Source organism: uncultured Thiodictyon sp., assembly GCA_903837595.1.
In the GTDB taxonomy this organism is placed as follows: Bacteria; Pseudomonadota; Gammaproteobacteria; order Chromatiales; family Chromatiaceae; genus Thiodictyon.
In genome coordinates this window covers 1-7617 of sequence record CAILVI010000369.1, presented here as the reverse complement: position 1 = coordinate 7617, position 7617 = coordinate 1, and the positions used below count along the sequence as shown (strand labels likewise).

Genomic DNA, 7617 nt, shown 5'->3' with positions numbered 1-7617 from the left:
TCTCGTGACACCGCTCTAGCGGTGTCACGCCTGTGTCTGGCGCTCTGCGCCGCGAGGCCGACCGCTGCCGGCCGCTCAGCGGCCGACACATGGGTGACACCGCTGGAGCGGTGTCACCAGAGCGGGACGCGCAGCGGTGTCCACCAGCGCAGCGCGCGGGCAGGTTCCCCTATGCCGTAAACAATGCGCGCGCACCACCCTCTCCGGGAGGCGCGACCTCACCCTCACCACCGCCCGTCCAGACGCTCAGTAAAGCGCGCGCGCAAGGAACCTGGCAAACTGCGCAGTTCCGACGAGCCGCCGGCACCCGCCCCCGACTCCTGTACCCACCGACGAGACCCGAGAGAGCTATGAGCGACACGGTCAAGTACCTGCTCGACGAAGAACACCTGCCCAAGCACTGGTACAACATCAACGCGGACCTGCCGGTCCCGCTCGACCCGGTGCTGCACCCCGGCACCCAGCAGCCGATCACGGCGGACGAGTTGGGGGTGATCTTCCCGCGGGCGGTGATCGAGCAGGAGATGAGTACCGAGCGCGAGATCGACATCCCCGCGCCGGTGCGCGAGGTCTATCGTCAGTGGCGCCCGTCGCCGCTCTTTCGTGCCCGTCGCCTGGAAAAGGCCCTGAACACCCCGGCCAAGATCTATTACAAGTACGAGGGGGTCAGCCCGGCCGGCAGCCACAAGCCCAACACCGCGATCCCGCAGGCCTTTTACAATAAGATCGAGGGTGTGAAGCGCATCGCCACTGAGACCGGCGCCGGTCAGTGGGGCTCCTCGCTGGCCTTGGCCGGGTCCTTCTTCGGGCTTGAGATCATCGTCTACATGGTCAAGGTGAGCTACAACCAGAAGCCCTACCGGCGTGCCTTCATGGAGACCTTTGGTGCCCAGTGCATCGCGAGTCCCAGCACCACCACCGCGTCGGGCCGCGCCGTGCTGGCCGAGCACCCGGACAGCACCGGCAGCCTGGGGATCGCCATCAGCGAGGCGGTGGAAGTGGCGGCCCAGCGCGATGACACCAAGTACGCCTTGGGCAGCGTGCTGAACCACGTCCTGCTGCACCAGACGGTGGCCGGGATCGAGGCCATGCAGCAGATGGACATGGCCGGGGCCCATCCGGACATGGTGATCGGCTGCACCGGTGGCGGCAGCAACTTTGCCGGGCTGGCCTTCCCCTATCTTGGCAAGCAACTGCGCGAGGGCGGCAATATGCAGTTCATCGCGGTGGAGCCTTCCGCCTGCCCGACCCTGACCAAGGGCCAGTTTGCCTACGATTTCGGCGACACCGCCCACCTGACCCCCCTGTGCAAGATGTTTACGCTGGGCTCCAGCTTCGTGCCCCCGGGCTTCCACGCGGGCGGGCTGCGCTATCACGGCATGGCGCCCCAGGTCAGCCACCTGGCCAAGCTGGGCTATATCTCCCCGCGTTCCTACAACCAGTTGGAGTGCTTCGCGGCCGGCATCCAGTTTGCCAAGGCGGAGGGCATCGTCCCGGCGCCCGAGTCCAACCACGCGGTGCGCGCGGCGATCGACGAGGCCATCAAGTGCCGGGAGACCGGGGAGGCCAAGACCATCCTGTTCATGCTGTCCGGTCACGGCGACTTCGACATGCAGGCCTACACGGACTATCTGGCGGGCAAGCTCAAGGACCTGGTGTACGACGAATCCGAGGTGGCGATGGCCCTGGCCGGTCTGCCCGTGGTTGGCTGACATGCGGCCTATGCGCGACGGACTGCGCCCGACCCGAGCGTCCGCGCGGGGCGGCCCCGGCGCCCTGGTGTACTGGGGCGCCCTGGGCCTTGGGCTGGCCCTGCTCGCCATCGCTCCTGGCACAACGCTCGGTGCGCGCGCGCAGGAAGCGCCGGCCCGGCCGCCGCCGCCGTCTGCTCAGGTCGGGGATCAGGCCCAGTTGCCGGACCACCCGGCGGTCCAGTTGGGGGCGCTCAGCGAGCGCGTCCACGGCCTGGAGGTCAAGCTGCGGGAGTCCGCGGCGGCCCGTAAGGCGGCGGATCAGGCGCGCATGGAGGCGGAGCGGCGGCTGGCGGAGGGCGTCCAGGAGATCGACCTGTTGCGCGATGCCAAGACCGCCCTAGAGGCGCGTCTGATGCGCGTCGAGGAGCAACTGGCCGCGGCCGAGGCGCAGGTCGGGCGTCTCATCACCGAGAGCGCGGCCCAGGCGCAGGAAGGCGTGGCGCTGGAGCACCAACTCGAACAACTCAAGGCCGACCAGCAGGGGATCGAAGCGGCCCATCAGGCGCGGCTGCGCGAGGCGCAGGTGTCGCAAGCCGACCTGCGAGCCCAGTTGCTTGAACGGGATGCGCGCCTCCAGGTCCTGCGTGCCCAGGTCCCCGCCCCCGCGGGTGGTGCCCTCACGCTGGAGGCGGCCCAGGCCCAGTCGGCCGCCGCGGCCGCGGCCCTGCGGGAGGCGCTCGCCCGGGCCGGGGGCAGTGGCGACCCCCAGGCGCGCCAGGCGCTGCGGGCGGCCGAACAGCGGCTGCATCATCACCAGTTTATCGCGGCCCAGGTGGCCGGTGCGCGCAGCGTCTACCAGATAAGGCCAGCCGACACCCTGGTGGTGATCGCCAACCATTTCTATGGGGACGGTTCCCGGTGGCGCGCGATCCGGGAGGCCAATCGCAACGTCCTGTCTGACTCCAAACGGTTGACGCCGGGGCTGACGCTGGTGATCCCATGAGCCCGTTGGGTGCCGCCGCCCGTCGTCGGGCGGGTCAATACCCGGTCGCGTCGAATGACGGCGGTTGCGGGTACTGCGGCAGGCGCACGACCCGGGTCGTCAGTCGACCGTCGGCATGCAGCCACAGATCCCGGTATCCCGGCGTGCGCTCATCCAGGGCGAAGTTCGGGCTGTCGGGGCGGAACTGGAAGCAGGTGGAGGGGGTGCCAAGGATCTGGTAATGCCCATGGGCCTGCGCAAACTCCTGGTGGATGTGGCCGCAGATCACTGACTTAACATGTGGGTGACGATTGCAGACCGCCAGCAATTGGGCGCCGTTGGCCACCCCCATGGTGTCCATCCAGGCGCTGCCGATCGGCACCGGCTGCTGGTGGAGGAAGACCAGGCAGTGGCGGCTGGGGTCGCGTTCCAGCAGGGCGTCCAGGTGGTGGACCTGGCGCGCGGTGAGCCGTCCGCCATCCTCTCCGGGCAGGGTCGAGTCGAGGAAGATCAGGTGCCAGCCGTCGATGCGGTTATCGGCGATCGGCCCCATCGCCGCCGCTCCCAGCCACTGCTCCATCAGGTCCCGGCGGTCGTGGTTGCCGGGGATGCAAAAACAGGGCAGCCCGGTGGCCTCCAGCATCCGCGCCAGGTAGGCATAGCCTTCGCCGGTCTCGTCCTGGACCAGGTCCCCCGTCATCACCAGGGCGTCGGCGGGGGTTGTCCCCTCCAAGGCCAGTGACAGGACGGCCTCGAAGGTGCATCGGGTGTTCAGTCCCAGCAGCCGGCCCTCGGCGTGGGCAAACAGGTGCGAATCGGTGATCTGGATCAGTCGCAGGGGACGATGGGGCGGCGGCCGGGTCTCGTCCGGTGCGCTCAATGGGGCTGGCCGGCGCGGGCGGGGAACGGAAGGTGCTGCGTTTTGCATTCTGGTATCGGCCATTGGCGTGACGGGTCTCCTGTCAAGGACCTTGTAGCCAAGATAGCAACGCGGCGCCCGCCCCGTCCGGCACCTGATCACAGTTCCGCCGTGCGGGTGGCACCAAGGCGTTGGGAAATGCGCTGCGCGCCACTATGTATCCGGCGCAGGTGCGCACAACCCCATTCAACCGCCTCATTCAACCGAGGAGACCGCTATGGAACTTAAGGGCAGCAAGACCGAAATACATCTCAAAGAGGCCTTCGCGGGCGAGTCCCAGGCCAATCGCCGTTACCTCTATTTTGCCCAAAAGGCTGACGTGGAGGGCTACAACGACGTGGCGGCCGTGTTCCGCTCCACCGCCGAGGGCGAGACCGGCCACGCCCACGGTCATCTGGAATATCTGGAGGTGGTCGGCGACCCCGCCACCGGGCTGCCGATTGGCCCCACCGCCGCCAACCTCAAGGCCGCCATCGCGGGCGAAACCCACGAGTATACCGACATGTACCCCGGGATGGCCAAATCCGCCCGCGCCGAGGGGTTCGAGGAGATCGCCGACTGGTTCGAGACGCTCGCCAAGGCCGAGCGCTCACACGCCAACCGCTTCCAGAAGGCGCTTGACCACCTCGAATCCTGATCCATCGGACGGGTCAGCGCGTTGCGTGGTGTGAATCAAAGGGGCGCTTGGCGCCCCTTTTTTTCGGAATAACACGATCGGTCTCACTGACCGTCGTCCGCCCGCCTTTTTCTTGTGCGGCGCCGACCGCGACCGCGGGCGGGTTGCTTTGTTTGCTGGAACTATGCCATTTTCGGTTGCTGGGTGCCAAACTGCTTTTTTTGGAATAGCACAAAATTGGCCTTTGTATTTTGCCTGAGGAGCGCCGAACAATGCACATTCCTGATGGTTATCTGAGTCCCTTGACCTGCGCGGGTGCCTACGTCGTGGCGGCGCCTTTCTGGTTCGTCGCGTTGCGCATGATCAAGGCCCAGCTGCAGACGCGCCTCCTGCCCACGGTCGCGGTGGTGTCGGCGTTCTCGTTCGTGATCATGATGTTCAATCTGCCATTGCCCGGCGGGACCACGGGGCACGCGGTCGGACTCGCCGTGGCACCAATCCTGCTGGGTCCCTGGGCGGCGATGCTCGCGATCTCCATCGCGCTGTTCATCCAGGCGCTCTTCTTCGGTGACGGGGGGATCACCACCTTTGGGGCGAACTGTGTCAACATGGCAATCGTTGGCCCGCTGGTCGCCTATGGGGTCTATCGTTTGATCTGCGGCAACACGCCGCTGACCTCCCGGCGCCGCGTGTTTGCGGCCGCCGCCGCCGGCTATCTTGCGATCAACGTGGCGGCGCTGCTGGCCGCGGTTGCGTTCGGTATCCAGCCGTTGTTCTTTCATGACGCCGCCGGCGCGCCACTCTATGCACCCTATGCATTGGCAATTGCCATCCCCGCGATGATGATCGGACACCTGTCTTTGGCGGGTCTTGCGGAGGCGGTGATCTCGGGTGGTGTCGTGGCCTATGTGCAGAAGGTGGATCCGCGTCTGCTGTCGCCGTCGGTGCCGCCAGTCACCGCGATCGGCGGCACTAAGGCGGCGACCCCCCCGGCCGGTTGGCGCCCTACCCGCGCCCTTTGGGCCGGGCTTGCGGCGCTGTTGATTGCGAGTCCTTTGGGTTTGCTGGCTGCGGGGATTGCCTGGGGAGAATGGGGCGTGGATGGCTTTAGGGATGCGGCGGTGCGCGCGCAGATTGCATTAGCCTCGGGCCATGTCGCACCACCCGCGGCCGTCCCGCAGGGGATGGAACGGCTGTCGAGTTTTTGGACGGCGCCTATGCCGGACTATGCGCCCGCCTTCATGCACAACGAATACTTCGGTTACATCCTCTCCGCCACGCTCGGTGCTGGGCTCGTCGTGCTGAGCGTCCTGCTGCTGTGGGGGCTACTCGCAGGCGCTCGGCGACCGCGGGCGGCACCGAATCCATGACGACAGGGGCCTGCTGAGAGCGTGGGGAAACAATCGTATCTGCGCGGTGGTCATCGCCGCGGACGGCGTGACTTTCTGGAACGGTTGCTCCGCGGTTTGCTGGACGCGATGGATCACGCGGTCGACGCCGAGCAACTCGCCGCGGGTCCCGGCATGCTCCAGCGCCTGGACCCGCGGATCAAGACCCTCGGGCTGCTGTTGCTCATCGTGACCGCGGTCTTTGTGAAATCGCTGGTCGCCTTGGCCGGGCTGTTCGCCTTTGCGACCGCCCTGGCCTTGGCCTCGCGGATGACCCTGCGGCGCCTTGCCGGCCAGGTCTGGACCGGTGTGCTCCTGTTCACGGGGGCGCTGGCGCTTCCGGCCATCGTTCTGGTCCCAGGCGACACGGTGGCCGTAGTGCCGTTGCTGGACTGGGCCATCACCCGGCAGGGGCTGCGGGGTGCGGCCTTCCTGATCGGGCGCGCCGAAACGGCGGCCACCTTTGCATTATTGGTGATTCTGACCACCCCTTGGCCGCAGGTGCTCAAGGCGCTGCGCAGTCTGGGAATGCCGCTCGTGCTGGTCGCCATATTGGGCATGACCCATCGCTATATCTTTGTGCTGCTGGAAACCAGCGTGCAACTATTCGAGGCAAAGCGCAGTCGCGTCATGGGTCCGCTGCCTGGCCCGGAGCGCCGTCGGATGGCCATGGCCAGTATTGTTGTCTTGCTCGAAAAGTCATTACACCTCGCCACGGAGGTCCATCTGGCGATGATCGCGCGTGGCTATCGCGGCGAAGTTCGACTGCTCGATGATTTCCGAATCCACGTCTGGGATTGGTTTGCCTTGACTGGCTTTCTGGCCGTCGCGGCAGTAGCCATCGCCTGGCAATGGCTTTACCCTTGATTGGTGATCGCACCGAATGCACGCTGCCGCACCGCACCCACAAACCGCATCAGCATTCGAGTTGGTCGACGTGCACTATGCCTATCAGGACATTCGCGCCCTGAATGGGGTGAGCCTGTGCATTCCGGCCGGCCAGTGCATCGCATTGTTGGGTGCCAACGGCTCCGGTAAGTCGACCCTGCTGCGTCTACTCGCGGCATTGTGCTTTCCCGAGCGGGGGCGCCTGGCCGCATTCGGCGATGACCTGTCCGATGAGCGTATGCAGCAGGAGGTGTTCGCCTATGCCTTCCGGCGCCGGGTCGGTCTGGTGTTCCAGAGTCCCGAGGTCCAACTCTTCAATCCGAGTGTCTTCGACGAACTGGCCTTTGGGCCGCTCCAGCTCGGTTGGGAAAAAGAGGAAATCCTGCGGTGCGTGGACGCGATGCTCGCCCAGTTTGCGATTGCGGGACTGAAACACCGCTCGCCGCACCGGCTCTCGGGCGGCGAAAAGAAGCGGGTTGCGCTGGCGTCCGTGCTGATCACGCGGCCCGACGTGCTGTTGCTGGACGAGCCCACCGCCGCGCTGGACCCGCGTAGCCAGAGCGAGGTTGTCCGCTTCCTCGCCGGTTGCCGGGGCACCGGCCGCACTGTTGTCACGGCCACCCACAATCTCGACATCGTGGCCGAGATTGCTGACTACTGCTTTGTGCTCCAGGCCGGACGCTTGGTGGCCGAAGGCACGCCGGGGGACATCCTGGGCAATCGCGCCTTGCTGCGTGCCACCCATCTATCGCATGTGCACATCGACTCCACACCGCACCCGTGAGACCGATTTCGAGCGCTGACGCGGCTCGACTTTGACCGTCATCGTTCCGGCCAGCGGCGGCCCGTCCACAACAGGAGGTCGAGTCTTAGCCGGTCGATATCCAAGGAAAAGCAGTGGCACCTGCACGCCGGGCCGGCTAACGGCCATGGCGCCCGCACCACCCCGCAAGATGAAAGTGGCGGGCGCCTTGGCCGTTCCCCTCCCCGGCCCTCCCCCAATAGGAGAGGGAGAAGTGGAGCGCGCTCCCGGCGCGACTTTCACGGCAACGGCCATGGCGCCCGCACCACCCCGCAAGATGAAAGTGGCGGGCGCCTTGGCCGTTCCCCTCCCCGGCCCTCCCCCAATA

The 7617-nt window shown here is 66.5% G+C and carries 7 protein-coding genes; 6 read left to right on the top strand and 1 reads right to left on the bottom strand.

The genetic code is table 11. The annotated features are described in order from the left end of the window. Positions 1–350: 350 nt before the first annotated feature. A complete protein-coding gene (locus QZY44_RS21250; RefSeq protein ID WP_295451694.1) occupies positions 351–1712 on the top strand; it encodes a TrpB-like pyridoxal phosphate-dependent enzyme in 1362 nt (453 codons plus the stop codon). Between the two features lie 10 nt (positions 1713–1722). After that, on the top strand, positions 1723–2697 hold the full coding sequence (locus QZY44_RS21245; protein WP_295451689.1) for a LysM peptidoglycan-binding domain-containing protein: 975 nt from the start codon (positions 1723–1725) through the stop codon (positions 2695–2697). A gap of 34 nt (positions 2698–2731) precedes the next feature. Here QZY44_RS21245 and cpdA read toward each other — a convergent pair whose 3' ends face one another. Continuing rightward, the gene (gene cpdA / locus QZY44_RS21240; RefSeq protein ID WP_295451684.1) at positions 2732–3619 is read right to left on the bottom strand and encodes a 3',5'-cyclic-AMP phosphodiesterase; all 888 of its coding nucleotides are present in this window, start codon (positions 3617–3619) and stop codon (positions 2732–2734) included. A 193-nt stretch (positions 3620–3812) separates the two neighbouring features. Here cpdA and QZY44_RS21235 point away from each other — a divergent pair, with 193 nt between their 5' ends. The 4 genes from QZY44_RS21235 to QZY44_RS21220 all read left to right on the top strand — a co-directional run bounded on the left by QZY44_RS21235 (position 3813) and on the right by QZY44_RS21220 (position 7271). Next, positions 3813–4232, top strand: coding sequence for a rubrerythrin family protein (locus QZY44_RS21235; protein ID WP_295451679.1), 420 nt, complete (start codon positions 3813–3815; stop codon positions 4230–4232). A gap of 251 nt (positions 4233–4483) precedes the next feature. Then, positions 4484–5581: a cobalt transporter CbiM gene (gene cbiM, locus QZY44_RS21230; RefSeq protein ID WP_295451673.1), complete on the top strand. Its 1098-nt coding sequence runs from the start codon at positions 4484–4486 to the stop codon at positions 5579–5581. A 21-nt stretch (positions 5582–5602) separates the two neighbouring features. Beyond that, entirely contained in the window at positions 5603–6466 is an 864-nt protein-coding gene (gene cbiQ / locus QZY44_RS21225) for a cobalt ECF transporter T component CbiQ (RefSeq protein WP_295451669.1), read from the top strand. A gap of 16 nt (positions 6467–6482) precedes the next feature. Beyond that, the gene (locus QZY44_RS21220) at positions 6483–7271 is read left to right on the top strand and encodes an ABC transporter ATP-binding protein (protein WP_295451664.1); all 789 of its coding nucleotides are present in this window, start codon (positions 6483–6485) and stop codon (positions 7269–7271) included. Positions 7272–7617: the final 346 nt, after the last annotated feature.

Bases quoted from the DNA above. Each gene is read 5' to 3' on its own strand.
- cbiM (WP_295451673.1), top strand. From the start codon at position 4,484: ATGCACATTCCTGATGGTTATCTGAGTCCCTTGACCTGCGCGGGTGCC.
- QZY44_RS21245 (WP_295451689.1), top strand. From the start codon at position 1,723: ATGCGCGACGGACTGCGCCCGACCCGAGCGTCCGCGCGGGGCGGCCCC.
- QZY44_RS21235 (WP_295451679.1), top strand. From the start codon at position 3,813: ATGGAACTTAAGGGCAGCAAGACCGAAATACATCTCAAAGAGGCCTTC.
- cpdA (WP_295451684.1), bottom strand. From the start codon at position 3,619: ATGGCCGATACCAGAATGCAAAACGCAGCACCTTCCGTTCCCCGCCCG.
- QZY44_RS21250 (WP_295451694.1), top strand. From the start codon at position 351: ATGAGCGACACGGTCAAGTACCTGCTCGACGAAGAACACCTGCCCAAG.
- QZY44_RS21220 (WP_295451664.1), top strand. From the start codon at position 6,483: ATGCACGCTGCCGCACCGCACCCACAAACCGCATCAGCATTCGAGTTG.